We start from the raw sequence: 26,697 nt of genomic DNA, 5'->3' as shown, positions 1-26,697 counted from the left end.
ACGCGCACGCGGAAACGTACGCGCCCCCCGGAGGCGAGCTTTGGACGTCCTCGGTCGCAACATCGTCGCCGAGCTTTTCGGCTGTCCCGCGGAGCTGCTCAACGACGTGAGCCTGATCGAGGCGCGGATGCTGGAGGCGGCGGAAGCCGCCAACGCGACCGTGATCGGGTCGACCTTCCACCACTTCTCGCCCTTCGGGGTGTCCGGGGTGGTGGTGATCCAGGAGAGCCACCTCGCGATCCACACCTGGCCGGAGTACGGCTACGCGGCGGTCGACGTGTTCACCTGCGGGCAGGAGGTGGACCCGTGGGTCTGCTACAAGCACCTGCACGCGTCGCTCCAGGCCAGGCACGGGTCGGCCATCGAGCAGGGGCGCGGGCTGCGGAGCCTGCTCGCGCCGCCGCCAGCGTCGTCACCCGGTGCGCCGGAGGCCGGGGTCTCGGAGGCCGCGGCGTGGCCGGAGGGCGCGGCGTGGCCAGAAGGCGCGCGCCATGGGCCGCCCCCGAGGCCCCGGCTGCCGGTGCGCAACGTGTGGTTCACGGAGCGGGACCCGGAGATCGCGCTCTCCCTGCGGCACTCGGGCGATGTGGTGCACCGGGCGCGCTCCGCGTACCAGAAGATCGAGGTCTACGACACGCACGCCTACGGCCGGATGCTGGCGCTCGACGGCAGGGTGATGACCACCGAGGGCGACGAGTACGTGTTCAACGAGATGATGGCGCACGTGCCGCTGCTCAGCCACGCGGAGGCGCGGCGGGCGCTGATCCTGGGCGGGGGTGACGGGGGGGTGGCGCGCGAGCTGCTGCGGCACGAGGCGCTCGACCGGGTGGACCTCGTGGAGATCGACGCCGCGGTCCTCGACGCCAGCCGCCGCTACCTCGGCGATGCCGCGAGCGCGCTCGGTCACCCGCGGCTCGCGCTCCAGGTGGGCGACGGCATCGCGTACGTGCGGGAGTGCGCGGCGGCGACGTTCGACGTGATCTGCATCGACGTCATGGATCCGCTGGGGCCGCGGCGGGGGCCCTTCGACGCCGACTTCTACCGGAACGCGGCGCGCATCCTGCGCCCGGGCGGGGTGCTGGTGACCCAGAGCGCGTCGCCGCGGTTCGAGGTGCCGGTGTTCCAGGAGATCCACGCCTGCCTGCGCGGGCTGTTCGGCGCGGCGGGCGTGCACCCGTACCTGATCAGCGTGCCGACCTATCCCTCCGGGACCTGGAGCCTCGCCTACTGCGCGCTGGGGGATCGGGGGCCGGTGAGGGATCTGGATCGGGAGCAGGCGCGGCGCTTCACCGAGGCGCAGGGGCTCCGCTACTACACCGAGGAGGTGCACGCGGCGGCGTTCGCACTGCCCGGCTACGTGAAGCAGCTCCTCCGCGAGGACCGGAGCGCTCCAGGTAGGTGACGCAGAGGACACACACGGCGGGACGTCGCGCCAAGGGGCGCTACGTGGCGGTCGGCGCGCGTCCCCTCGTGGAGACTCAAAGCGTACCTTCGGCGAAGGTGTCGCAGGACGAGGGGTCGCCGGACTCGTAGCCGCGCTTGAACCAGCGGGAGCGCTGGGCAGACGAGCCGTGGGTCCAGGTCTCGGGCTGGACGGCGCCGCCGCTGTCGCGCTGCAGGCGATCGTCGCCGATGGCGGCAGCAGCGTTGAGCGCCTCGTCGAGGTCACCGGCCTCCAGGAGGTCGCGGCGCTTGGTGGCGTGGGCCCAGACGCCGGCGTAGCAATCTGCCTGCAGCTCCAGGCGGACCGAGGCGCCCCCTGCCCCTTCCTGCTCGGCGCGCGAGGCGCTCTGGACGCGCTTGTCGGTGCCGAGCTGGTGCTGGACGTGGTGGCCGATCTCGTGGGCGATGACGTAGGCCTGGGCGAAGTCGCCGCGGGCGCCCAGGCGGTTCGACAGCTCCTGGTAGAAGCTGAGGTCGATGTAGACCCGCTCATCGGGCGGGCAGTAGAAGGGTCCAGTGGCGGCGCGGCCACGCCCGCAGGCGGTCTGGGTGGCGCCGGTGAACAGCACCATCTTGGCGTTGCGGTAGGAGCGGCCGCGCTCCGAGAAGAGCTCTCTCCAGGTGGTCTGGGCGTCGTCCAGCACGAAGGAGACGAAGTGCACCATCTTCTCGTCGCCCTGGGCTCCGGCCACGCCGCGGGTCTCACCGTGCACGCGCTGCTCTCCGCCGCCGAACAGGCCGCGGAGGCCGCCGAACATGGCGACGGCGATGATCACGAGCAGCCCCACCCAGCCGAACCTGGAGCGCATCAGGAGGGGGAGGAACGCGAACATGCCCCCGAGCGCAGGGCCGCCGCCGCCACCTTCGCCCCGCCGATCGATGACATCAGGACTCTCGTGATTTTCATCCCATCGCATGGTTGGCTCCGCCCCGAACGCGGCATGCAACGGCTCTGCCAGCTCAGGTGTGCAGGGCGAGGTCGCGCGGAAATTTCCTGGAGGTGACCGGCATCGGGGGCTCCCCTAGTCTCGGCTGCATGACGACGACGCGCGCGATCCTCCGCCGGGCAGGCCTCGGCGTCTGTGCCGGAAGTGCATGGCTCCTGGCGATGGTCGGTGCCTCGCCCGCGTGGGCAGGTGACTGCGGCTGCGATCACGAGATCGCGCCGGGGACCCAGGCGGTGAACGGGACGGAGCTCGGCGTCGCGCCCGGGGACGTGGTCTGCGTGATGGCGGGTGACTACCAGTTCATCCGCTTCCGCGAGATCCGGGGGACGCCAGAGGCGCCGGTGGTGATCAAGAACTGCGGCGGCGTGGTCCAGGTGCGGAACACCGATCGGGCCTATGCCGTGGATTTCCAGGGCAGCTCGCACCACTTCCGGATCACCGGTACCGGGGAGAGCGGCGTCGACTACGGCTTCCGGGTGAGCGCGCCGGATCGGGATCCGTACCCGGGCGTGGGGCTGTGGTTCCTCGACAAGAGCACGGATTACGAGGCGGACCACATCGAGGTGTACGAGACGGGGTTCGCAGGGGTGATGTCGAAGACCGATCCGCTCTGCGACGGGAGCGCGGATCAGGGGACGTTCGCGCAGAAGAACGTGCACCTGCACCACCTCTGGGTGCACGACACGGGAGGCGAGGGGCTCTACATCGGGAGCACCCAGGCAGCGGGGCACACCATCACCTGCAACAACCAGCAGGAGGTGCACCAGCCCCACTTCCTCGAAGGGATCGAGGTCGATCACCTCCTCGTGGAGGACACGGAGTGGGACGGGATGCAGGTCGGCATGGCGCACGAGGGGTGCAGCGTGCACGACAACGTGATCCGGCGGGTGGGGTCGGCGGGGGTGCAGTACCAGCAGCAAGGGCTGCAGATCGGGTCGTTCTCGCGGTGCGATGTCCGGAGGAACGTGCTCTCGGACGGGCCGCAGATGGGGGTGATCGTGCTCGGCGCGTACGACACGACGCTGGCGGACAACGTGATCGCGCGGTTCGCGCAGCGGTCGATCTACGCCAACCTGAACCTGACGCCGGGGCCCGTGGCATACCGCATCGCGCACAACACCTTCACGGGACTCGGGGAGGGCGCGGTGCAGGTGTTCGGGGACGCGCTGGAGAATTCGTTTGCGTGGAACAACCTGGTGGTGGGTCCGCCGGAGTCCATCGCGGCGTCGAACGACGTGGGGTGGAGCGCAGAGGGGAACCTGTTCGTGGCCACGGCGGCCGAGGCTGGGTTCGTCGACGCGAGCGCCGACGACTACCACCTCACGGAGGGCTCCCCGGCGCGGGGCGCGGGCGTGGATCACGCGGAGGACGGGTTCACCGTGGACCTCGACGGGCTCCTGCGCGCGAGCCCGCCGTCGGTGGGCGCCTACGAGCTGGCCGCGGACTCGCCCACGGGCGGCACCGGCGGCGGTGGGGGCTCCGGCGGGACAGGCGCGGGCGGTCCCGGGGGCTCCGGCGGGGGTGGGAGCGCGGGGACGTCGGCAGGGGGCGGAGACGGCGACGAGGGAGGTCGGTCAGGCGACGAGGGAGGCTGCGGTTGCCGCACGGCAGGAGGCGCGGGAGAGGGCGCGCCGCTCCGGCTCCTCGGGCTGGCGGTGGGGGCGGTGCTCCTCCAGCGCACGCGGCGGCACCGCAGAGGGCGCTGACTGCCGGGACGCTGGCCGCCAGGGACGCTGATCGCCAAGAGCGCTGACCGACGGGGGCGCTGACGCCGATGGTGCCGCGTTCAGCGCCGGCTGGAGAGGCTGGCCACAGGGCCACGGGCGCGCGCCGGGGGGGGATTCTTGTCGCTGCGGTTCATGCAGCGGACCAGCGCCTGGCGGAGGTTGGCGAGGGTGGTCATGGAGGCGAGGTCGATGCCCATGAGGACCATGGTCTGGGCGACCTCGGGGCGGAGGCCGACGATGATGCCCTCGGAGCCGAGCAGGTGCACGGCGCGCACCATGCGGATCAGGTGGTCGGCCATGTGGCTGTCGAGGGAGTGCACGGCGGTGAGGTCGACGATGACGTGGCGGGCCTGCTGCCGGACCACGGCGTCGAGCATGACCTGCATCATGTGGGCGGCAGTGCGGCTGTCGACAGCGCCGAGGACAGGCATGGTGAGCACGCCATCCCAGACCTCGATGATGGGGGTGGAGAGGGCGGTGATGGCCTGCTGCTGCTGCTCGATGATGTCCAGCTTGTCGCGCAGGGTGGCCTCGGAGGCGGCGCGCTCCTCGACGAGGCGGCGGAGGTGGTCCTCGCTCTCGCGCAGGGAGCTCTCGGTCTGGCCGCGCTCGGCGTTCTCCTGCTGGAGGGCCTGGTAGAGGGCGGCATTCTCCATGGAGATGGAGGCCTGGGAGGTGATGAACTCGAGGAGGGCGATCTTCCTGCCGCTGAAGGCGCCGAGGGTGAGGTTGTTCTCCAGGTAGAGGACACCCATCAGGGTGCCCTGGCGGACGATGGGGCAGCAGAGGACGCTCTTGGGCCTGACCCGCTCGATGTAGGGGTCGCTGGAGAAGAGCGACTGGGACGCCGGATCGTCGAGGATGACCTGCTCGCGGGTGCGCTTGACGTAGTGGACCATCGACTCCGGCAAGGGGACGCAGGCGAGCGGCAAGGGCGCGGCGTGGACCGTGACGTCGATGCCCGCGTCGCCGATGGAGACGGAGCCGGTGACGACCATCTCGTCGGCCCTGGGGACGAGGAGGTGGCACGTCTCGGCGCCCGCGTGCTCGACGATGATCCCGAGGAGGGTGGAGAGGAGCTTGCTCTGGTCGATCTCGGAGGAGATGGCCTGGCAGGTCTTCACCACGGTGAGCACGTCGATCTGCTCGAGCTTGGTGCTGGTCATCGTCCCGGCAGAGGCCGTGGCCAGGTCGAAGAGGCGCGCGTAGCGGCGATCGAGCTGGCTGACCTTGCCGTCCGCGCCCCAGCGGACGTAGCAGGCGCGCGCCTCGCGGAGCAGCGCGCCAGCGAGGGTGGAGAAGCCGCGGTCGAGGCAGAAGCGGCCGGCGAGCTCCTTGGCGAGGGCTTCGAGGTGCACGAGGTCGTTCTGGCGCGCTGCCTCGGCGGCGTGGTCGTAAAGGCGGAGCGCGTCCTCGACCCGGCCGTCGACGCGCGCCACCTCGGCAGCGGCGAGGTGCTGCATGGCGAGGAAGTTCACGGGGCAGTTGTCGGCCCACACGGCGAGGAGGGCCTGGTGCTCGGCGATCTCGGCGCGGTAGATGGCGCGGGTCTCGGCGTCGACCTCGTCCATGTGGGCGAGGAGGGCGAGGGCCATGTAGAGGGTGCCCTCGGCGACGAAGAACTGGCAGGCCGCGTGCCAGAGGACGGGCTTGAGGCACCGCGCAGAGCGCACGGCGTCGGCGATCTCGCCCGCGAAGAGCCGCGCCTGCAGGCGACGCGCGTGGTAGTAGTAGTACGCGAGCAGGGTGCTCGGAGGGTTGGCCTCCTCGAAGGCCTCCTCGTCGAAGCCGCCGCCGTTCAGCGTGGAGATGTTGCTGGTGAGGCCGCGCAGGCACTGCACCGAGCGCTGCATGGCGAGCAGGATCGGCGCGCCCATGTCACGGTCGACGCTGCGGACGATCTCGAGGAGGCGCTCGCTCTCGCGGTGCACCTCGTCGAGGCGACGGCCGGAGCTCATCATCATCGACAGGAAGTGCATGGATCCCAGGGTGATCCAGGTGACGTTGCCGGAGCGCTGGGCGGCGTCGAGGCCTTCCCTGGGGTACTCGACGCAGCGCCCGATGGGCTCGAACCACACCGCGGCGAACGCGCCGAAGGTGGAGCAGATCATGCTCAGCCAGTAGAGGGCGCCGTCGCGCTGGGCCAGCGCGTAGCCCACCTTGGCGAGCTCGTAGGAGCGGCGGTAATCGCCGAACCTGGGGATGAGGACCATGCCCGCCGTGACGTAGTTCATCGCCGAGGGGCCGGCGTTGCCGTGGACGACGCTGAGGCGAAGCGTGCGCGCCATCATCATGTGCGAGAGCGTCTGGTTGACGTACCAGGCAGGCACGAAGGTGATGGTGAGGACCGCGACGGCCGCCTGCATCTCGGGGTCGGTCATGGGCGGCAGATCGCGCAGGGCCTCGACAGAGCGATCTCCGAGGGCCTCCCACACCTTGCGGAACTCCTCGTCGACGTCGGCGTCGGTGACCGCGCTGGAGATCTCGACGCCGAGGAGCTTGAGGCAGTCGAGGCAGGCCTCCACGGCCTTGTCGCTCCGCATCTCCGCCATGTGCCGCTCGATGAGGAGGCGGTAAGCGAGCTGCTTGTCGAGCTTGGTCCTGCCGTGCTGCAGGATGAGGTCGCAGAGGCGGCGCGTCTCCTCGGCGTTCCCGGAGAGGTGCTCGCACTCGGCGCACTCGCTGTGGAGGGCGTACAGGAGGTCGTAGCTGGTCTTCCAGGTGGGCTCGTCGACCAGGGCGATGCTGGCGGCGAGGTAGCCAGCAGCGACCGTGTACGCGGCGGACGACTTGGCCTTCTTGCCGGCGAGCAAACCCAGCTCGGCGACGGTCCTGCGCTCCTCGACGGTGGTGATGCCAGAGACGCCGAGGTTGTACTGGTTGACGATGGAGAACACCTTGTCGCCGAGGTGCTCGGAGGGCGTGCGGGCCCGGAGGGAGCGGGCGATGCGGAGGTGGACCTCGCCGCGCTGCGCCTCGGGGATGAGGAGGTAGGCGGCCTGCTGCACCCGGTCGTGCAGGAAGCCGTAGCTCTCGCCGAAGCGGAGGAGGAGCCCGCTCTGCACCGCAGGCTTGAGGCGCTCGTGGAGGCCGGCGCGGGGGGCCTCGCAGGCGGCGGTGAGGGTGTCGACCTCGAACTCGCTGCCGATGCAGGCGGCGTAGCGCAGCGCGCTCGCGGTCTCCTCGGAGAGGCGCCGGAGCTTGTGGATCATCATCTCGATGACGTCGTCCGTGAGCCGGGCCGCCTGGATCTTGCCGAGGTCCCAGCGCCAGGAGAGGCGGTCCTTGTCGAAGGTGACGAGGCCATCCTGGACGAGGGTGGAGAGGAACTGGGTCGTGAAGAAGGGGTTGCCGTCGGTCTTCTCGTGGATCAGCGCGCCGAGCGGGGCGCCCTGCTCGGGCAGGCAACGGAAGGTGTCGCCGACGAGGCTCCGCACGTCGTCGCGCGAGAGCGGCCCGAGGAGGATGCGCATGGTGCGGATCTGGGCCTTCTGGATCTCGTCGAGGGCCGCGGTGAGGGCGTGGCCAGCGCCGACCTCGTTGTCGCGGTAGGCGCCGATGACGAGGAGGTGGCCGATCTCGCCGTGGGTCATCAGGCTGACGAGGAGCGAGAGGCTCGCGGGGTCGGACCACTGGAGGTCGTCGAGGAAGAGGACCACGGGGTGCTCGCGGCTGGCGAGGACGCCGAAGAGCTGGCGGAAGACGCGCTCGAAGCGGTGGCGCGCCTCGTTGCCGGGCAGGGGCTGGACCGGCGGCTGGGGGCCGAGGACCAGCTCCATGCGGGGGAGGATGTCGAGCACGACCTGGCCGTTCGCGCCCACGGCGTCGAGGATCTGCTGCCTCCACTGGGCGAGGCGGGCCTTGCTCTCCATGAGCAGGCGCTGGACCACGCGGTCGAGGGCCTGGACGATGCCCGCGTAGGGGATGCCGCGCTCGTACTGGTCGGCCTTGCTGGAGATGAGCATGCCGCGCCGGCGGACCACGGGCCGGTACAGCTCGTCGACCAGCACCGACTTGCCAATGCCGGGGTGGCCGGTGACGAGCACCATCTCGGGCTTGCCCACCTCGCAGACGCGCTCGAAGGCCATGAGCAAGGCCGCGACCTCCGCGTCGCGGCCGTAGAGCTTGTGGGGGATGTGGAGGTCCTCGGAGATGTCGCCTTCACCGAGGTCGAAGGGCTGGACGTCGTCGCCTGCCTCGACCATGTCGAGGCACTGGGCGAGGTCGCGCCCGAGCGCCGCCGAGGTCTGGTAACGGTCCTCGGGCATCTTGGCGAGCAGCTTCATGACCACGCCCTCGATGGGCGCAGGGAGCTGGGAGGTGGACTCGGCGAGGGGGCGGGGGCGCCGCGCGATGTGGCAATGGACCCACTCGATGACGCCGTCAGCGTCGAAGGGCGGCGCGCCGGTGAGCAGCTCGTAGAGCACCACGCCGAGCGCATAGAGGTCGCTGCGCTGGTCCGAGGCGCGGCTGATGCGCCCGGTCTGCTCGGGGGCGAGGTACGGGAGCGCCTCGGTGGGGACCACGCCACGCGTCCCGTGCCGCCCCACGCCGACGAGGAAATCCGACGAGCGCTGGAGCGTCGCCCTCCGGCTGCCTTCGTCGATGAGGAGGGTATCAGCGCGAACTCCCCCGTCCGCGCCCGTGCGGTGGGCCGACGAGAGCGCGCCCGAGAGCGCAATCGCAATCCTGAGGAACCGCGCCGGGTCCATGGGAGACCCGATGAGTTGCTTGAGCGGTAGCATGGCGGACTCCTGATAGAGAACGGCGGGGGGGGGAACAGCGGGGCAGACCGCAAGATCCCGGCGGGCGCACGTTCCTCTCGGTGTCCAGCGCGCTGGACCCCCTCCCCGCCTGGAGAGTGGCTCATGCATGGAGCAAATTCAAACGCGTCCGGTTGTTTCAGGCGCAGAGAGTGCTGCGGTGGGCACTTCAGGGCGTGCTGGACGGGTCGGCGGGATCGCTGAAAGCGTCGTATTCATCGCCATCCAGGTGGCCATCCCCGTCACGATCCAGGGCCATCCGTACGCCCGAACCCGGGGGCGCACAGGTATAGGTGAGCTCGCGCGAGGCCAGGTTCGCGAGGAGCCGCAATGCCGTGTCGCTGAGGTGTGGGGCCGAGGCGCGGCTCGTGGCGAACTGCCCTCCGCCCAGGTAGAGGAAGCCGAGTTCCCGCAGCAGGAACTGGCTCTTCACCACGAGGTCGCACTCGCCCTGATCGGCGCGCGCCTTGAGCAGGTCGATGCGCGGCCCGACCGTCGCCGCATTGTCGTCGGTGAGGGTGATCTGCTGGCCGACGATGGGGGCCAGGTCGGTATCGAAGGCCAGCATGAACTGCTCGACTTCGCGGCGCTCCACGTCGCCAGCAGGGGTGCTCGCGAAGCCATTGGGGGTGGGCGCGAAGGGGAAGTCCACGGAGAAGCCGGCCCCCAGCATGAAGCGGTAGACCGTGTCGATGGCGCCGTCGTGGAGGAACCCGATGCCGCGCACCTGGTCGCCCTTGTGGCCATTGTCCTGGGAAATGAGGCCGGCGACCTCCGGCATTCCGAACATGCCCACCTTCTGGTAGGCATTGCGCAGGTGGGGGACCTTGAAGAGCTGGGTCTGGAAGTCGAACACGGCGGCTCCCGTGCCCCCGAAGATGCCCGCGCCCGGATCGAGGGTGTGGCAGGTCTCGCAGCCGGCGACGGAGCACTCCCGGATGTCGAAGAGATCGCGCCCGGCTTGCTGAGGCAGGGTCAGCGTGTTGTTCAGGGGCCGGAGAGGGTTCGGGGGGTACTTGATCTGGAGGACGAAGTCGGCAAAGTCCTCCATGTCTCCGACGGAGATGGCAGAGGAGCGCCCCAGGAGATCGGCGTAGGCGTCCCTGAAGTGCATGAACGCCTCTTGCTCGTTGAAGGTGCCGCCATCCGGCTGGACGGAGGGAGCGTCATTGCCGCCCGTCTTGTCGCCGCGCCAGTGCATGGCGCCGTGGTTCGCCATGCCGCGCAGGCTCTGGGTCGCCATGGGGCCCTTCATGGGGTGGAACTCCTCCAGCATGGGCAGACCGGTGAAGACATTGGTGGTGTCACCGATGAAGGGGCCCGGGTGGTTGAGCACCGGGGCGTCGGGGTTGCCGAGATCCCAGGCGAGGCTGTCGAAGTCCCCGTAGACGTGGCAGCTCGCGCACGAGGAGTCGCCGTGGCTCGACGAGAACGAGGTGTCGTACATGAAGCGGCGCCCGGTGGTGACGCTCGGTGGCTCCGGGCTGTGCATGGGGAGATGTGCGATCTCGGTCTTCGTCGCGGTATTGAGGACGGAGATGGAGTTGTCGAAGCGGGTGAGGACGTAGAGCCGCTGGCGGGCATGGTCCAGGGCGATCCCGGTGGGGCCGCCGCCGCTCACGGGGATGTGGTCCGCGGCGCTCGGGACGAAGGTGTCGTTCGCGAGCTGGGCGGTGTCGAAGATGCCGACCTTGCTCGATCCGAGGGCCGCGACGTAGAGCTTCGTGCCGTCCGGAGTGACCTCCATGGCCTGCGGCAGGCCGAGGCTCTTGCCGTTCTCGGTGTTCGGCGCCGGTGCGCAGCAGCTCGCATAGTTGATGTGCTTGTTCAGGTGCCGCGGCGCGACGCCGCCACCCGGTGTGAGCACGGTGATGCGGCTCTCGTGCAGGTGGCCCCGGAGCGTCTCCCCGGCGTAGGTCCCGGATCCCTCGAAGCGGTCGAGGTTCAGGGCCTCGGTGTTGGAGACGTAGACCTTCCCGCTGACCGGGTTGACGGCCATGTTGTACAGGATGGAGCCGACGCCGGTGAAGAAGCCCGCGGAGCCCGCGAGCTGCGCCGGAGGGTTCGCCATGGCGTCGATCACGAACACGTCCTTGTCGGGCAGGTTGAACCGGATCATCTCGTCCCAGCTCCTGCCAAGGGTGTCCCTCCAGTGAGCCCCGTCGTACTTGACGATGAGCCCCACCTCGGGCGCCGGTACCCCGTCGACGTTGGTCGCAGGGCCCGGGACGCCATCGAGCCCGAACCCATCGGGGATGAGCGGCTCGAAGATGGTCGTCGAGCGGTTGCCCGAGTGGAAGCCGGCGGCGTAGACCTTCGAGCCGTCGGGAGTGACGGCCAGCGCGCGCGGGGTGTCGCTGAAGAGGGTGAGGATGGTGAGCGCATTGCCGCCGAGGGACGCGCCGAGGCTCTCGGCATTGAAGACCCAGACGTCGGCGCGGCCCACCCCGGCGGTGGTGAGCTGCGGGTCGATCGGGCTGTTCTGCCCGCGGTGGGCCGTGGTGATGAACGCGCGGCTGCGACCGGGGCCGGCGAACACGATGTCGCGCGGCTCGTCGCCGACGAGCAAGGTGCGGATGACGCGCCCCCCGAGGCGGGACTGGTTGAGCTTGACGATGCTCACGCTGTCCGAGAGGTGGTTGACGACCCACAGCTCGTTGTCGCTCCGCGCGGCGAGGGCCACGGGCTCCATGCCCACGGGGATCGAGGAGAGGTGGAGCAGCCCCGCGGGCCCCACGTGGAAGACCTCGATCCGGTTGTCGGGCGTGTTCGCGGCGAAGAGGCGCTTGCCGTCGGGCGAGAGCACCAGCGGGCGCACCTGACCGCTCTCGAAGAGCGTGTACGAAGCCTGCGACTCGCTCGCCGAGGCGAGGCTGGCAAGGGTCATGGCGGCGATCACACCGGAGCGGAACGCCAGATTCGACGTTAACATCGGACTACCTCCTGTTGCGTTGGGGTGAATGCGCGAACGACCTCCCCCCGCAGAAGCGATTGAAACCCAGCGCAGCGCGCGCCACCAGGGAAAAAGAACGATCGCGCATGCAATCGTGAAGCGATGGTGTCCGCCGATCGCCGTCCATTGCCCGAATTTCACGTCCCGCCGCTATCGTGGGGCTGGATCGGCCCAGGCACACGCGCTCCGGGAGCAGAATACGACCAGCGCGCTTCTTCGCGCCTCGCAATGCGGGGCCGCCCGCGACGCCCAGCCACCGCTCTGGCCCGGGCGATTTCACGGCACCCTCCGGGGGTCACCTGGCAGGCTCCAGCAGCGGCGGCGGGCCTGTGTCAAAATGAGCAGCGATGGTGAGATCGGTCCGTGTGCGCAGCCTGGCTCGCGTCCTGGGGATACACGAGGACGATCTGCTCCTGTGGCTGGAGGAGCACGCCCCCGCCAAGGTGGGGTGGCACCCTGCGAGCTTCGTCCCGGCCGAGACGGCGAGGCGCGCGAGGGAGCAGCTCGGGCCTCCAGCGCCGCGCGCAGCGGAGCCCTCGGAACCTCGCTGCGCCGATTGCATGGGTCACCCTGCAGCCGGGGGGGTCAGGCTCGTGCCCGCAGACGCGACGCACGCCTGCGCCGTCTGCAACGGCTCCGTGAACCGACGCGCCGCCCTGGCCATGGTCGCTGCCTTCCACGCGCACGGGCTCTGTCGCCTCCTGGTGATCGGGGGAGGTCCGGGCACCGCCGAGGAGCTGCGCGCGCTGCTCGCCGATCACCTCGAGATCCGCATCGTGGACGGCGAGAGTCACCGCAATGCCGCGCAGGCCGAAGCAGAGCTGCGGTGGGCGAGCGTCGTCGCTGTCTGGAGCTCCACGATACTCCCGCACAAGGTCTCGAAGCTCTACACGGACAGCCGTGAGTTCCGTGACAAGCTGGTCACCGTGCCCCGTCGCGGTGTGGCGGCGCTCTGTCAGCTCGTGGCAGGTCGGGTGAACGCCTGGCCCCGGAGCGTGGGGTGATGTGAGCGCCGGTGCATCGGTCCCGGTGTCGCCGGGTCTACAGCGTCTACCGCTACGTTTCCTTCGCGCCGGACATGACTGCAATCCCCATGCGCGCACGCCTTCACGAGCGCGAACGTTCAGGGGGCTGTGGACGCATCGACACGACAATGATGTCGCGGTCCGCGGGCCAGACGGGACTGCTGTGGTAGTGTAATTGGTTACCAGTTGAGACTGGGAAAGGAGCAACACCATGAGAACCGAGCGCACCGTGAAGCGAAGGGATGTGCTTCGCTGGGCAGGGCCGGCGACAGCAGCATTGGCGGTCACTCCCGCCATCCTGGCGCTTCCCGGGCAGCAGGGCGGCAATGAATCACCGACACTGGAGCCGGGGCCGCCAGAGCACGTGGGGATGTCGTCCGAACGCCTCGAAGACGTGTTCGCGCGCATCGCGCGCCGCGTGGAGGACGGGCTGTATCCCGGGGCCACGGCGCTGATCGCCCGTCACGGCGTCATCGTGGGACACCGCGCATTCGGCCATAAGGTCCACGGTCAGACGAATGAGCCGGTCACGCTCGATACCATGTTCGACGTGCTCTCGATGACCAAGGTGGTCGCCACGGCGATCGCGGCGCTGGTGCTCGTCGACGAGGGAGAGATGGCCCTGCACGAGCCGGCGTCGACGTGGCTCCCGGAGATGGCGGTGAATGGCAAGGGGGACATCACCATCCACGACATGCTGCGCTATGCGTCGGGTCTTCCTGTCGACAACCAGCTCCTCGACGAGCCAGACCGCGCGGCGGTGTGGCAGCACATGGCGGAGACGTCGCTGGCGTATCCCCCCGGGACGCAGATTCTCTACAGCGACCTGGCCTATCGTCTGCTCGGTCGGGTGATCGAGGCAGCGGCCGGGATGCCCCTCGATGCATTCGTACGCATGATGGTGTGGGGGCCACTCGGGATGAGCAGCACCATGTTCAAGCCGGCACCCGCGCTGCAGCACCGGATCGCCGCGACGGGCCCCACGGACCGCCGCAGCTACATGGTGCGTGGAGAGGTGCAGGACGACCAGGACTTCGCGCTCGGTGGGGTCGTCGGTTGTGACGGCGTGTTCAGCACGGCGCGCGACATGGCCGTCTTCTGTCAGATGCTCCTGAACCGGGGCCGCTATGGCAACACGCGCATCCTCTCCCGGCCGCTGGCGCGCGCCATGGTCAGGAACCAGACGCCAGAGGTGGACGAGGCCCAGGCGAAGCTCTCGCCCCTCAATGACCTGCTGGTGGGGCCCAAAGGCTATGGATGGGAGATCTGGTCTCCCCGGTTCTCGACGGGCGGGATGCGCCTCTCGCCGAAGTCCTATGGCAAGGTGGGCGGTGCCGGGACGTTCATGTGGGTGGATCCCTCGCGGGATCTGATCGGCGTGCTCCTGACGAACCACGGCCTGCCGTTCCCCTTCGACGGTAGGAACTGGAACCTGCTGCTCGATGCGGTGGGGTGCACGGAGTTCTACGACGGCGTGATCGCCGCCGTGGAACATCCCTGAATCAGCGGGAGAGCGCGCGGCGCACGAGCCTCAAGGCGGGGGGGGTCGGCATCCTCTGGCGGAGCGACGCGTGCACGAGAGGCTGGGTTACCGGAACCCCGGTCCAGGCTGCGAGGTGCCCGAGCGCGGCCTCCTGGTCGGCATCGTCGAGGGAGAGGATGCCCGCGCCATGGTTCGCCCCGGGCGCGACGTAGAGGTACGAATCCACCGCCGCGCCGACCTCGAAAGCACCGGCAGTCCACGGGTCGGTCTCACCATAGATGAACAGAATGCGCTCGGCCTCGGTGGTGACCCATTCGTGAATGTCCTGCATGGCCTCCGGCTCGAAGACGGGGTCCTCGGGGATGCTCGGCATGATGTCGAGCGCGTCCTGATCGATCTGGAGGAGGTCGTCGAGGTGGCTGGTGTCGATGCCGGGGGCACCGAGCTGGGTCAGCGCTTGCCAGTAATAGGGTTCGAACTGGAGCACCGAGGTATCGGAGTACCCGATGACACCGGCGAGCGCATTGAAGAACTCCCAGACCTCGTCGTCGGATGACGTCGACGTGGGAATGGCTCCGCAGAAGCCTTCCCCGCCGTATTGCCAGAAGGTGAATTCGAGATCGATGACGGCGGTCTCCAGGGTCGCCTCGATCCCCATCAGGTCGAACGTGGCGCCCTGGGCCACGAGGTCGTTCATGCGGTCGAGCATGACGTCACGGCGGAGCAGCAGCTCGCGCTGGAAGTCTTGCAGCTTCTGCCGGCAGGCAGCGTCGGTCCCCACCTGGTCGAGGAAGGTGACGTAGCGGGGATCGTCGGTCCCGAAGCTCAGGGGCGCGACGTAGGCCACGGTGCCGTCGACGTCGTCCGGGTAGAAGCGGCGGTGGTACACGGAGGTCATGCCGCCCTTGCTCGCGCCCGTGGAGATCCAGGCGCCCTCGTAGAGGGGCCGGATCAGGGAGACGATGCGGTGGTGATCCGCCGCCGCCTGCGCGATGTCGAGCAGGGCCCAGTCGGTGGGCACCGGGCGGGAAGGCGTGAAGTAACGGTGCTCCACGACGAGCTGATTGGCTTCGAGGAGCATCGTCGGCTCTTCGAGGTATTCACCACCCCAGAGGTTGTAGCCGGTCGCGGCGAGCACGAGCGGCGCGCTCGCGTCGCGGTGGTGCAGGTGAATGCGCTGCTGGAAGCGCTGGGCGTCGGGGTTGGCGTGGTCGACGGGCTGGTCGAGGGTGATCTCGAAGTAGCGGTAACCGTCGTGCCCCGAGGGCTCCTCGATGAGCTCCAGGCCGTCGATCGCTTCGAGCTGGGCGCGGATGTCGGCCGGGGCCCCGCCGCCGGCACCACCCGAGCCCCCCGCCCCGCCCGTACCGCCAGCGCCACCTGCGCCTGCGCCGTCGCCCCCCGCACCGCCCGAGCCACCCTCGTTGCAGTTCGCGCCACATCCACCCGAGCCGCCCGTTTCGCCGGGGTCGGGGTCGTCACCACCGCAGGCCGCAAGCGGGAGCAACGCGAGGAGCGCGGGGGCGAGCATGAACCAGGATCGGGCAAGGATTCGCATGGCCGCGAGGATACCCGAGGCCGATCCTCCGGGGCGCCCCCGGCGGATCACGGTGGGATCCGGGGGTTCCGCCGATCACCAGTCGGTGGCGGCGTAATCTTTCAAGAACTGCCCCCAGACGTGACGGCCGGTGAGCAATCCCGAGAAGATGGGATCGCAGATGCGGGCGGCGCCATCGACGATGTCGAGCGGCGGGTGGAAGCCATGCTCTTCCACCTTGCGCGCCGCGACGACCGCCGGGTCTTCGTCGGTGACCCAGCCGGTATCCACGCTGTTCATGTGGATGCCATCCTTCACGTAATCCGCCGCGGAGGTGCGGGTCATCATGTTGAGCGCCGCCTTGGCCATGTTGGTGTGGGGGTGCCGGTCCGTCTTGAAGGAGCGGTAGAACTGGCCCTCCATCGCCGAGACATTGACGATGTGCTTGTCGAAGGTGCGGTGCCGCAGCATGAGCGGCTTGAGCCGGGCATTGAGGATGAACGGGGCGACGGCATTGACGAGCTGCACCTCGAGCATCTCCACGGTCTCCACCTCGCCCAGGGTGAGCCGCCAGCTATTCACGCCGCGCAGGTCGATCTGCTGCTGGTCGGCGTCGTAGCGGCCGCGGGGAAACAGCGCCTCGGGGGGCGCTGCCTCGGTGTCGGAGGAGAGCGCCCAGGCAAGGGGCCCGTCCGCCGCGGTGCGTACCTGGGACAGGGCAGCCGGTTCGAGCAACCCGGCGGCGCGCCGAGCGGCGTGCCGACCAGATCCGCCTCCCAGGGCTCCGCGCTGCCTCAGCGCCTCGTAAGCGTCGACCAGAGGGCGCGCGCGCTCGGGCAAGGCTTCCACGGCCTCCTGCTCCACGGCCACGAGGTGCTCGTAATAGGCGGGGGGACGGCGCACCGTCTGGCAGGCGTTGTTGAGCACGAAGTCGAGGCGGTCCAGGGTGGCGTCGAGGTGCCGCGCGAACAGCTCGACGCTGGGCGTGTGGCGGAGATCGAGCCCGTAGATGGAGAGGCGCTTCGACCAGTCCGCGTAATCGGTCTCCTCCGCGTAACGGCGCGCGGCGTCGTGGGGGAAGCGGGTGGTGACGATGACCCGCGCTCCGGCGCGGAGCAGCTTGATCGCCGCCTGGTAGCCAATCTTCACCCGCGCTCCGGTGACCAGGGCGACGCGGCCGTCGAGGGGCGTGGCTTGGTTGCGCTTCTGGTGGTTGAGATCGCCGCAGGGGCCGCACATCGCGTCGTAGAAGAAGTGCACCGTCCTGAACTCGGCCTTGCAGACGTAGCACTTGCGCGCTTCGCGGAGTCCCTCTGCAGAAGCCGCGGGGGGCGCCTCTGCGGGCATGCCGGCGGTGACGTCTTCTGGAGACTCCGTGGGCAGTTCGAGGTGGAGCACCTCCGATAGGCGTGGCGCGACGGGCCGGGGGGTGAGGAACACCGGATCCCGGCGCGCGGTTCGGATGCCTGTCGCCTCCAGCAGCGCTTCGTCTGCCGCCTTGCGCTCGCCGCGGTCGCGGCGCCGGAAGGCCTTGGCGAGCTGACGCTGCTCCGCGCGCTCGGGTCTGGAGAGCCGGCCCGCGGCGACGATGAGGCGGCGACGGACCTCGGGATCGAGGTCCGCAAGGAGGTCACGCCGCTCGGAGATCGCTTCGAGGACCTGCAGGCAGGTGCCGATATCCTCGGGCTCCAGGGAAGCGGGGTCGTTCATCGCCGCTCCCATAGCATGGTGCACGAGGGCGGCGGGAGGGACGGCTCCTGGGAGCCTGGCAAGGCGCTGGCGGGTGAGCCACGGTGCCGGCTCCCCCGCCGAGGTGGGGACGAGGTTACTCGACCTTGATCTGCCCCTGGATCGTCGTGCCCTGGTTGACGCCGTGCATGTAGAAGCTGTAGGTGCCCGCCGCGTTCACGTTCCGCTCCTGGGCATCGAACTGCCCGGGCTGGATGGCCGCGCCGGTGTGCGCGAAGCCCTGGTTCGGGTTGTCGGCGTGGATCTCTCGGGGCACCCCGTCGGAGTTGTAGAAGCGGACCCGGATCGGGTTCTGGGCCGAGAGGTTCGGCAGGGCCTTGATCACCGTGGGGAAAGCGCCGAACGAGTCGGTGGTGTTCAGCTTCGTGGCCACGTTCGGGGGGATGGTGATGGTGATCTGGGGGATGATGGTGATGCTGACCGGCGCTTCCTTCACGCCCGCCTCGGAGGTCGCGGTGACCATGCCGGACTGCGGACCCGCCGTGGAGATGCTGAGGGTCTTGAGCGTCAGCGTCGCCATGACCGTCGTGGAGCCGTCGAGGTTCACGGTCGTGGTGTCGAAGGTGCCCGTCATGTCGTCCGGGGAGAGCCCGGAGACGGCCAGGGTCACCGGCCCCACGAAGCCGTTGGGGGTGATGGTGACGTCGACGTCCTGCTCGGTGCGCAGCTCCATGTCGGGCGTGGGCACGTTCACCGCGATCGCGTAGGTCGCCTGCTGAACCGCGCCGCCACCCTCGCCGCCGCTGCCGGTGCCGCCCTCGCCGCCGCCACCCGTGGTGGAGGAGGAGGTCGTCGTCCCCGGGCCGCTACCGCCCTCACCGGGCTCCTCATCGCCGAAACCCGCCGGGAGATCACCGGCGCATGCGGCGAGCAGCGCGCCGAAAGAGACAGCGGCGATGAGCCGCACAGAGAGAGACGTGGGGAGGAAGCGGCGCTTGGTCATGGGTAGAACCTCGGGATGGGTGGTTAGCAAAGAAGAAGCCAACCATCGGGGAGCCAAGATACCCTGCGGAAGCGGCAGTTTCCCAGGGGTGTTCGGCCAGAACATGGACGCCGGAGACCTCACCTGGGCAACCGCGGCCCCAGGGCGATTATCCACGACCAACGAAGGCGCATTTGTTCGAGAGTGGTGCATGGCGCAGGTTGCTCCGCGAGTTCGGTCGCATCCGCGCGCGTCTGCTGATCGTCAACGTGGTGGTGCTGCTGGTCCCGGTGGCCGGGCTGGAGTTCGCGCGCATCCACGAGCGGCAGCTCCTCGAAGCCCTGGAGCGCGACATGCGCAACCAGGCAGTCCTGGTTCGCGCGCTCTGCGAGCAGGACATGGCCGAGCACCACGATCTGGGTGACCTCCGGCACAGCGCGATTCTCACCGCAGCAGCGCAGCGAACCCGCACCCGGGTGCGCCTCCTCGACGCGACGGGCACCGTGCTGGCCGACTCCCACGAGCATGGGCCGCCCGAGGGGCCCGAGCCGCCGGCCCCCTCGCTGCTGGTCCCCCGCGCGCTCCGCGAGAGCAGCACCGAGGAGCGTGCCTGGTCGGGGCTGAAGACCTGGCCCGAGGTGCCGGAGCGTCCCGAGGTGCGGGCGGCACTCGAGGGTCGGCCGGCGTCGATGACCCGCGTCCGGGATCGCCACCCCGATGTCCTGCTGTTCATCACGGAACCCATCCGGCACCAGGGGCGGGTGGTCGGCGCCGCGTACCTGGTGCGCTCCACCCAGCCCGTGCTCGTCGAGCTTCACCGCATCCGCGAGGGCCTGGTCCGGATGCTCACCGTCGCGCTGCTGATCACGGCCACGGTGACGCTGCTGCTCGCGTGGTCCATCTCCCGCCCTCTCGCGCGCCTCGCGCGCGCCGCTCGCCGCGTGTCCGAGGGAGAGCCAGGCGTCACCATCCCCGTGTCGGGTGGGGGGGAGATCGCGGAGCTCGGGGCGGCCTTCGCGCGCATGAAGGAGCAGCTCGATGCGAGGCTCCGCTACATCCAGGACTTCGCGGCCGATGTCGCCCACGAATTCAAGTCTCCGCTCACCTCGCTGCGCGGGGCGGCAGAGCTGCTCGAAGAAGGCGCCGACGACGATCCCGAGGCCAGGCGACGGTTCCTGAGGAACATCACCCTCGACGTCGAGCGGCTCGACCGCCTCGTGTCGCGGCTGCTGGAGCTGAGCCGCATCGAGGCCTCCCGGGAGCCGATGACGGAGGTGGATCTCCCGGCCTTGCTGGCCCGGGTGATCGAGCGCGCCAGCACGCCGGACCAGCCCATCGTGCTGCAGGACGCGCGGGGCGAGCGGTGCGTCGTGGGACGCGCGACGGATCTGGAGGCAGCGCTCCTCAACCTCGTGGAGAACGCCCTGCGGTTCTCCCCCCCGGGGGAGGCAGTGACGGTCACGGCGCGCGACGAGAAGGATCCGCCGAGGATCCAGATCGCGGTGGCCGATCGCGGGCCGGGGATTCCACCTGCCAACCTGCCGCGCATCTTCGACAGGTTCTTCACCACCGATGAAGCCCGCGACGGGACCGGCCTGGGTCTGGCGATCGTGCACAGCGTGGCTCAGGCGCACGGAGGGCGGGTGCTGGTGGAGAACCGCTGGTCGGGCGATGCGCCACCCGGGGAGCCCACCGGAGCCACCTTCGTGCTGGAGCTCCCGGCCCGGCGCTGAGAGAGCACCGGGGAGGCAGGGGGGCGATGGGCCGCGTCGTTACCGGCCAGGCTCCCGGTGACGCACCTGCCCGAGCTTGCCCGAGGAGGTCGAGGAGGTCGAGGAGCGCACGGCACCGCTCGGGGCGCCGCGCTGGGCCTCGCGTTCGGCCACGGGAGGAGCACCTTCGGGCTGCAGCGGCGCGCAGCCGTCGGGGCCATAGGAGCCCAGCGCGGCCGCCGGCGTCGTGCTGCCAGAGACGCGCCGGAGGCGCTCGCCGAATGCAGCTTCGGTGGCCGCACGCTGCGGGTCGGCGGTGAGCGGCAGGGTGGTGAGGCCCTCGTTGCGCACCGGGCACACCTCCGCGAGGGGTGCCTCTCCGCGCCGCAGGGTGAGGCGGGCGAGCATGCCGAGGGCCGCATCGGGGTGCTCGTTGCTCACCTTCATCAGGAAGCTGCCCAGGTTGTAGAAGATGGGCCTTCCGCGCCGCAGCTCGATGCCGTGGAAGATGTGGGGGTGGTGGCCCAGAAAGGCGTCCGCGCCGGCGTCGATCGCGGCGCGCGCGATCTTGCGGGTGAACGGGATGGGCTCGTCGAGGTACTCCACGCCGCCGTGGTGGCTCACCACCACCGCGTCGATGTCCCGCTGCTGCTTCAGCTTGCGCACCGTCACGGCGATGGCGTTGAGATCGGCGGCGGCTACCCGGTCCTTCGCAGGGTGGGTCCAGAGCAGGCCCTGGTTCCAGATGTCGGTCACCGCGAGGAAGGCGACGCGGAAGCCGTTGCGCTCCACGATGCGCGGTCCGTAAGCGCGGTTGTAGCCGCGCCCGGCGCCCGCATAGTCCACCCCGACGCGCTCCAGATGCGTGAGGGTGTCCAGGAACGCCGGCTCGCCGTAATCCCACATGTGGTTGTTGGCGAGCGAGACGATGTCGATCCCGGCACGCGCGAGCACGTCGGCGCCGACGGGAGGGGTGACGAACACGAGGGGGTTCCGGGGGTGCTGGGTCTCGCCGCGCTGGTCGCTGATCTGGCTTTCGAGGTTGGCGAAGCGCAGGTCGGCCGAGGCGAGGAGCCCGGCCACGGGCGCGAAGGGCTCGAAGGTGGGGTCCTGGATCAACGCCTGTCCGAGGGCCTTGGCGAGGCAGACGTCGCCGCCCGCGAGGAGGGTGAGCGTGCCGGGGGAGCCGGCCTTCCTGGCGGCAGCGGGGGCCGCAGGGCTGTGGGTGGTCAGGGAGGTGCTCGGCGGTGATGCGGGCTTCTGCGCGGGCGCAGGTTCATCGCTGGCGCCGGGCACCGCCGCGACATCGACCGGTGCACCGGGCGAAGCGGCGGCGGCGGCGTGGTCTGATCGACCCCCGTCACGTCCGCAGCCGGACAGCATGACTGCCGCTACGAGCACGAGGCTGGCCCCACCTGTTCTCATGACACGCTCCTTGGGACCCCCAGTATCTCCCGGGAGGTGCGCGAGGGAGAATTTCCTGCAGGTCCGTCAGGTCGCCCCGGTGTCCACCCGCGGGGGAGCGCGGTGAGGGGCTCACCCCGGGGCAGCAGGTCCGTTGGTCTCCAGGTACTCGATGAGCGCGCGCGCGGCTTCGGCCTCGCCGCCCGAGCCGCTCTGGCTGGCGCGCTCCCGCGCACGCAGGGCGAGATCCAGGGACTCGCGCACGGCGCCCCGGGCCTGCCACACGAGGGCCAGGCGCAGATCGATGCGCGACTCCCAGCGCTGGGGCTCGCGCGGGTCGGTGGGAGGAGCGAACCTGCGCTCGACGCGGAGGATGCGAGAGCGCGCCTCCTCGTAGGCATGGGACGCCCCTTCGAGATCGCCGGTCTGGCGGAGGAGATCGCCGAGCTCCAGCCGGAGGCGCACGCGGTCACGCCAGGGGGCGACGCGGCGGTCGACGCCTTCCCACGAGGGGGAGCGCTGGGTCCCCTGGAGCTGTGCCGGGGCGCCGCCGGGAGGTGAAGAGATGCGGCGACCAGCGTGCGAAGGCTCGTCGCCGTCGGTCGACTCGTCGTGGATCTCGCGCACACGCGTGAGCAGGGTTCGCGCCTCGGCGATCTCGCCGAGGGCGAGGGCATGCGTGGCGGCGCGGGCGTAGGCGGAAGCCGCGTCACGGAGTGAGCCGCCGCGATCATGGTGCAAGGCGAGCAGCGCCGCGCCCGCGTCGCCGATGATCTGCTGCTCGAGCCACTCCGCGACGAGGAGATGGATGCGGCGGCGCACCTTCACGCTGAGCATCTCGTACGCGACGTCGCAGATCAGCCCTTCGGTGAAGGTGTACTCGCGCTCTCCGGGGAAGGTGGTGGAGGGGCGCGCGCGCACCAGGCTCCGCTCGGAGAGGCGCGCGATCAGCTCCGCAGTGGGCGTGGGGCCTTGCTCGGTGCTCCGCGCGGAGAGGTCGCCAGGGAGCGCGGAGAAGGGCGGGTCCAGGTCGTCGAGCTGCACCGCGCGCTCGGCCGAGCGGGGGGAGCGCCCCGCTGGCGTCGACTGACGCAACCGGTCGATCGCGCCCTCCCAGAAGGTCCGCCCCACGACGGCTGCCAGGGCGACGAGGCCCCGGGTCTCGGGATCGAGCCGATCGAGGCGCGCCTGCACGAGGCCCTGCACCGTGGGCGGCAGGCTCAGCGCTCCAAGCTCGGCCTCGCGGATGGCCCACGTCTCGCCCGAGGTGTCGATGGCGCCGGCGTCGATGAGCAGCTCGAGGGTCTCCTCGAGGGTGCGCGGGTTCCCTTCGGCGCGCGCAGAGAGGAGGGACACGAGCGCCGGAGAGGGTGCGCGGACACGCTGCAGGCGGTCGAGGATCATCTCCTCGACGTGGTGAGGAGCGAGGGGGCCGAGCGCCAGGGGGCTGTGGGGCGCGCGGGTCTCCCGCCAGCGCGCGCGACGCTCGAACAGCTCGGGCCTCGCCGTGCACACCACCGCGAGGGGGAGGCCGTCGGCGCGCGCCGCGAGCTCTTCGAGCAGGTCGAGGCTGGCGTCGTCGGCCCACTGCACGTCGTCGCAGAGGACCACGATCGGCGTCCGGTCCAGGGCGAAGGCGGAGAGGCGAAACATCGCTTCGAGGATGCGTCGCTTGGCATCGGAGGTGGCCATGGTGCGCGCCGCAGCGTCCTCCGCGGGCGCAGGAGCGACGCCGAGGACCGCCGCGACCCGACCGAGGACGTCGCTGACCTCGCGGAGGCCGAGGGCCACGCTCGGAGGTCCGGCGCTGGCCTCGAGGGGAGGTGCCAGCTCGGCGAACGAGGTGGCGCGCACGGTGGCGCGCAGGTCCAGGGGCGAGGCTGTGCGGGGGGCGAGATCGCGCGCGGCGCGCGCGGCGTGCGCCCTGAGCCAGCGGACACCGCGCTTGAGCTTGCGCCGCACCGCGTCCGCTGGATCGGTGTGGTGGATCGCGAAGCGCATCCGGAGCAGCGAGGCGGTGAGGGCGTAGCTGGTCTCCCGGCCGAGCGGAGAGCACTGCGCTTCGAGCATGCAGATGCCACCCCGAGCAACGAGCGCCGCCGACAGCTCGGCGAGGAGGCGGGTGCGGCCCACCCCCGACGGGCCCGAGACGGTGATGAGCCGCGGGGCGCGCCGTCCGAGGGCGTCATCGACGGTGTTGAGCAGCCGTTCGAGCTCCCTGCCGCGGCCGATGAAGCGGGTCTCGAGACCGTGGAAGTCGGCCCGCGCGATGCCGGGAAGGAAGGCGTTCTCGCCGAGCACGCGGTACGCGCCGACGCCCCGCTCCGAGGGGATGGCTTCGAGCTCGAAGCGGTGGCGCACGAGCCGCTGGGTGTCGCGGTCGGTCACGATGGCACCACGCGGGGCGATCTGCTGCATGCGCGCCGCGTGAGATACGGCCTCGCCGATGACCGCCAGCTCGGGTCGGCCCGCACTGGATGCACCTGGTGAGCGCACGCCAGCGCCCGCATCCGCGGCCGCAGAGCCGCTCGGCCCCACGAAGACGCGGCCCGAGGCGATGCCGAGCCGTGCCGTCAGCCTGCTGCCGCGCATCGTCCGCAGCTCGTGCCAGCGGGGGGCTGGTCCGCCGAGGGGGGCGGGGGTCATGCCCGCGCCGCGCAGGTGAGAGAGGGCGGCCTGGAAACCCAGGGCTGCCGCCACGGCGCGCTCGGCATCGTGCTCGGTCGAGCGGGGGATGCCGAACACCGCCATGGCGCGGCCCCCGACGGGCTTCTCGACCACGCCGCTCATGCGCTCGACGTGCTCCGAGAGGAGGCGAAAGCCTCGGTCGAAGAGCTCTTTGACCTCCTCTGGGTCGGTGCGCGCGGAGGGGCCGCTGGCGTCGGAGAGATCGACGAACATCACCGTGCAGACGCGGTTCTCGCCGGCCTCCGGTCCGACCAGGGGGCTCTCGGTGACTGGCCTGAGAGATCCGCTGCTGCTGCGCGCGGAGAGCGCGCCGCCCGGGATCGGCGGCGGTGAAGGGATGGCTGGGGCAGTCCCGCGCCCCGAGGAGATCACCTCGCGCGGCCCTGGCGGTCGCGCGCTCATGGAGGGCAACGGCGCGGGAACGCGCAGGGTGTCGCGCCGCACGCCCGCAAGAGGCGCGTGCTGGGCGCCATCCCAGGAAGGTCGGGAGGAGGCGCGGCGCGCGGCCTCCAGGGCGGCCCACATCTCACCGAGGTTCGCGTACCGGGTGGCCGGGTTGACCGCGAGCGCGCGGGTGAGGACCGCCTCGATCGGGGCGCTCGCTTCCACGCCCAGGGCGCGCAAGGTGGGCCGGTGGGCCTCGTCGCTGGAGGCGACGAAGAGCTGAATCACGTCACTCCCGGCAAGCGCTGGGCGACCGGCAGCGAGCTCCACGAGGATGAGCGCGAGGGCGTACACGTCGGTCCATGGACCGGTCGCCCCGTAACGCGGGCTGAACTGCTCGGGAGCGCCGTACTGGGGCGTGAAGGCCCGGAAGGTGCGGCCCGTCTGCGCGAGCGCCTCGGTCACCGTGGGCGTCTCGGCGAACACCTTGGCCAGGCCGAAGTCCAGGACCTTGATGAGGACGCCATCGCGGCCGGTGGCGAGGAAGAGGTTCGCTGGCTTGACGTCCCGGTGCGTGACGTTCTCTTCGTGGGCGATGGCGAGCGCCGCGGCGACCGGCGCGAGGAGCTGGATCGCCTCGTCGACAGAGCGCGCCGGGCGGCCCTCGCTGCGGCGGCGCTTGAGGTCCTGTTCGAGCGTCCCGCCCTCCAGCCACTCCATGACGATGTAAGGCGCCCACTGCCCGCTCGGCGCTGCTGCCGCGCCGATGTCGAGCGCCTGGACGATGCCCATGGTGCGGCGCGACAGGCGGTGGAGCAGGCGGGCTTCGTCCCGGAAGCGGTTGAGAAACTCGTCGCGTTGCTCCGAGCCGAGGTCCGCCGGGATCTTCAGGCACTTGATGGCGACGGGGACGTCGAAGCCGAGGTGCGTCCCGCGGTAGACGATGCCGAACGCCCCTTCACCCGCTGGCGCCTCGACCACGAACTGGCCGTCGATGGTCGACCCCACCCAGCCAAACGGGTCGCCTGTGTGCACGGTAGAGAGGGTACCGTCTGCCGCCAAGCGTTAGCAAGGCGCCTGGCAAACGAGGGACACGCCGCGCGCCGCGGGTTCTCGCAGCCGTCAACGGCGAGGCACGCCGTAGAAATAATATCCCTTTCCGAGAGGCGCGTAGCGGAAGACACCATAACGCCAGCGGAATCCTTCGCCCAGCGGCGCGACCATCGCGCGCAGCTCTTCCTCCGTGTAGACGCGCAAGGTGCTGACGAAGCCGTCCCATGCGCTCGCCGCGAAGACGAAGGGTGTCAGGTAAGTGAGCAGCGCTTTCTGCACGCGATGACGGTGGCTGAGGAAGGGGTTGAGCAGCAGTGAAGGAAGGCCCGCAGGCCACATGGTCGGAAAGCGGAGAGGTTCCCGGCCGAAGCCTTCCGCGACGAAGATGCCGGCCCCCGAGCGCACGGCGTCGGCGAGAAGCGCGCGCGCGAGGTGCGGCTCGAGGTGATGGAGCGCGTTGATGATCATCCGGGCGCGACCCTGGCTCAGCGCCGCAGGGATGGCGGTCGCGTCGACGGGTGTGGGCTCGAAGTCGATGATGCCTGGGTGCGCCGCGCGCGCCTCCTCCCAGGGCTCGAGGCGCGGATGGAGATCCGTGAGGATGAAGCGGGGCGGGACTGCACCGGCACGCTGTATCTCGTCCGCCAGCACCCGGGCTGGACCGGCGGCGCCTGCGCCGAGATCGAGGACCTCGTCCACGCCGGCTTCCGCCAGGAACTCACGAAAGGGTGCGACCAGTCCGCGGAGGATCCCACCCCAGCGCAGGGTCCGGCTCAGAGATTCGACCACCGTCTCACGCAGAACCTCGGGGGCGGCCTCGAGATCGTTCCACTCGAACAGGTGCACACGAGGAAGTGACATGGGTCTCCCGAGCTGAAGAAAGACGGCTGACCAAGGCGACGTGGCG

The 26,697-nt window shown here is 70.3% G+C and carries 14 protein-coding genes; 5 read left to right on the top strand and 9 right to left on the bottom strand.

All coding sequences use genetic code 11. The features are described 5' to 3' along the window. Window positions 1-40 precede the first annotated feature (40 nt). Window positions 41-1,402: a polyamine aminopropyltransferase gene (speE, locus tag CAP_RS07575; RefSeq protein ID WP_044237807.1), complete on the top strand. Its 1,362-nt coding sequence runs from the start codon at window positions 41-43 to the stop codon at window positions 1,400-1,402. A gap of 76 nt (window positions 1,403-1,478) precedes the next feature. Here speE and ypfJ read toward each other — a convergent pair whose 3' ends face one another. Continuing rightward, window positions 1,479-2,360 carry a KPN_02809 family neutral zinc metallopeptidase gene (ypfJ, locus tag CAP_RS07570; protein WP_044237805.1) on the bottom strand — a complete coding sequence of 294 codons (882 nt, stop codon included), beginning with the start codon at window positions 2,358-2,360 and terminating at the stop codon, window positions 1,479-1,481. Between the two features lie 119 nt (window positions 2,361-2,479). Between ypfJ and CAP_RS52040 the strand changes: the two genes are divergently transcribed. Beyond that, window positions 2,480-4,096, top strand: coding sequence for a right-handed parallel beta-helix repeat-containing protein (locus tag CAP_RS52040; RefSeq protein WP_044237803.1), 1,617 nt, complete (start codon window positions 2,480-2,482; stop codon window positions 4,094-4,096). Window positions 4,097-4,176: 80 nt separating this feature from the next. Here CAP_RS52040 and CAP_RS07560 read toward each other — a convergent pair whose 3' ends face one another. Further along, a complete protein-coding gene (locus tag CAP_RS07560; protein ID WP_052374436.1) occupies window positions 4,177-8,862 on the bottom strand; it encodes an AAA family ATPase in 4,686 nt (1,561 codons plus the stop codon). 187 nt (window positions 8,863-9,049) lie between these two features. Then, window positions 9,050-11,812 (bottom strand): YncE family protein, encoded by a 2,763-nt coding sequence (locus CAP_RS07555; RefSeq protein WP_044237800.1) that lies wholly within the window; start codon window positions 11,810-11,812, stop codon window positions 9,050-9,052. 386 nt (window positions 11,813-12,198) lie between these two features. Between CAP_RS07555 and CAP_RS07550 the strand changes: the two genes are divergently transcribed. Both CAP_RS07550 and CAP_RS07545 read left to right on the top strand, forming a co-directional pair. Continuing rightward, a complete protein-coding gene (locus CAP_RS07550; RefSeq protein WP_231511196.1) occupies window positions 12,199-12,837 on the top strand; it encodes a hypothetical protein in 639 nt (212 codons plus the stop codon). Window positions 12,838-13,069: 232 nt separating this feature from the next. Continuing rightward, entirely contained in the window at window positions 13,070-14,359 is a 1,290-nt protein-coding gene (locus CAP_RS07545; RefSeq protein ID WP_052374433.1) for a serine hydrolase domain-containing protein, read from the top strand. Window position 14,360: 1 nt separating this feature from the next. On the opposite strand, the gene CAP_RS07540 is transcribed toward CAP_RS07545, so the two are convergent. The 3 genes from CAP_RS07540 to CAP_RS07530 all read right to left on the bottom strand — a co-directional run bounded on the left by CAP_RS07540 (window position 14,361) and on the right by CAP_RS07530 (window position 18,570). Beyond that, window positions 14,361-15,899, bottom strand: coding sequence for a S28 family serine protease (locus CAP_RS07540; protein WP_052374430.1), 1,539 nt, complete (start codon window positions 15,897-15,899; stop codon window positions 14,361-14,363). Window positions 15,900-15,974: 75 nt separating this feature from the next. Next, a complete protein-coding gene (locus tag CAP_RS07535; RefSeq protein ID WP_044237992.1) occupies window positions 15,975-17,588 on the bottom strand; it encodes an SDR family NAD(P)-dependent oxidoreductase in 1,614 nt (537 codons plus the stop codon). A gap of 115 nt (window positions 17,589-17,703) precedes the next feature. Continuing rightward, window positions 17,704-18,570 (bottom strand): hypothetical protein, encoded by an 867-nt coding sequence (locus CAP_RS07530; protein WP_044237796.1) that lies wholly within the window; start codon window positions 18,568-18,570, stop codon window positions 17,704-17,706. 173 nt (window positions 18,571-18,743) lie between these two features. Between CAP_RS07530 and CAP_RS07525 the strand changes: the two genes are divergently transcribed. Next, window positions 18,744-20,282: an ATP-binding protein gene (locus tag CAP_RS07525; protein WP_044237793.1), complete on the top strand. Its 1,539-nt coding sequence runs from the start codon at window positions 18,744-18,746 to the stop codon at window positions 20,280-20,282. Window positions 20,283-20,321: 39 nt separating this feature from the next. Here the strand turns inward: CAP_RS07525 and CAP_RS43950 are convergent, their stop codons facing one another. The 3 genes from CAP_RS43950 to CAP_RS07510 form a co-directional block, all read right to left on the bottom strand. After that, window positions 20,322-21,686 carry a CapA family protein gene (locus tag CAP_RS43950; RefSeq protein ID WP_231511195.1) on the bottom strand — a complete coding sequence of 455 codons (1,365 nt, stop codon included), beginning with the start codon at window positions 21,684-21,686 and terminating at the stop codon, window positions 20,322-20,324. Between the two features lie 111 nt (window positions 21,687-21,797). After that, window positions 21,798-25,772, bottom strand: coding sequence for a serine/threonine-protein kinase (locus CAP_RS07515; protein WP_063748654.1), 3,975 nt, complete (start codon window positions 25,770-25,772; stop codon window positions 21,798-21,800). Between the two features lie 87 nt (window positions 25,773-25,859). Further along, complete coding sequence (locus CAP_RS07510; protein WP_156040572.1) at window positions 25,860-26,651, bottom strand: class I SAM-dependent methyltransferase; 792 nt, start codon at window positions 26,649-26,651, stop codon at window positions 25,860-25,862. Between the last annotated feature and the right edge of the window lie 46 nt (window positions 26,652-26,697).

Source organism: Chondromyces apiculatus DSM 436 (assembly GCF_000601485.1).
GTDB lineage: Bacteria > Myxococcota_A > Polyangia > Polyangiales > Polyangiaceae > Chondromyces > Chondromyces apiculatus.
The sequence above is the reverse complement of the archived record's forward strand: the minus strand, read 5'-3'. Positions and strand labels throughout refer to the sequence as shown.